This is a genomic window from Prevotella sp. MGM2, assembly GCF_002933955.1.
GTDB lineage: Bacteria > Bacteroidota > Bacteroidia > Bacteroidales > Bacteroidaceae > Alloprevotella.
The window spans coordinates 1-902 of sequence record NZ_BEWW01000025.1 but is presented as its reverse complement, the minus strand read 5'-3'; the positions used below and the strand labels follow the sequence as shown (position 1 = coordinate 902).

1 pseudogene is annotated in these 902 nt (G+C 40.6%); it reads right to left on the bottom strand.

What is annotated here, in order from left to right:
- Positions 1-765 precede the first annotated feature (765 nt).
- Positions 766-902, bottom strand: a pseudogene (locus C5S62_RS00505) (cell filamentation protein Fic); the annotation flags it as partial.

Below are 902 nucleotides of genomic sequence, written 5' to 3'. Positions count from 1 at the left end.
TAACATTTCAGCTCTCGAATTTTAACAAATGCACCGGAATTTCGGCTTGACCCCGGAATTTCGGCTTGACCCAAGAATACCTTAAATCGGTCGAAATACAATCTAAAGCAGATGAACAAAGAAAACTTGAAATTGCAAGAGGGAATCAAATAGATAGGGTATCAAATCAAGATATATAAAATGCAAACTAAGACCTACTACCGCATACGCGAGGAGGTGCGCATGCTGTAATTTTCAGAATAAAAATTTTTCTGACTCGCACCCCTGCGCCAACGAGAGGGCGACCCGTTACCCCCGGCACCCCTTATGGGCCTGACCTCAACAATCATTCAGAACTGACAAGGCGAGGCTTCCGCATCCGTGGAGGCTTCGCTTCTTTTCTTGGAATCTCACAGCCGCAACCGCATTTCTGTTTGCCATATCAGTAGGAATTATTAACTTTGTCCTGCCAACAGAATCATGTTGGTTTATAATGCTACGGAGCGCATTGGTAAAGAGTTGCCGATGCGCTTTTCTATTGACAGACTTTTGAAAATTGACATTTGGTTGACAAAATAGCATAAAAGAAAAAGCTAACTATCTTTTATTCAGATAATTATCTTTCCTAAGAGTGGTGCCACCAGGAATCGTGATTTATTCCCAAGTAGCTGAATATCATTACTTTCTAAAAGCGACTCGACTGTAATCTCCTCCGTTTGATCCACCAATGACTTGCGTTGTTTTGCGCAAGGTTGCATGAAAGTTTCCAAGGGCAAAGGTAGTGAATTACTTTGAACTTTTATCATTATTATCTTTCAATCTTTTGATTTCCTTATCAAAATCACTTTCCAATAAATCCATTTCGCGTTTGCGATAGATGGCAAACTCCTTTTCTGCCTTCTCAATCGCTTGTTTATGCGAAA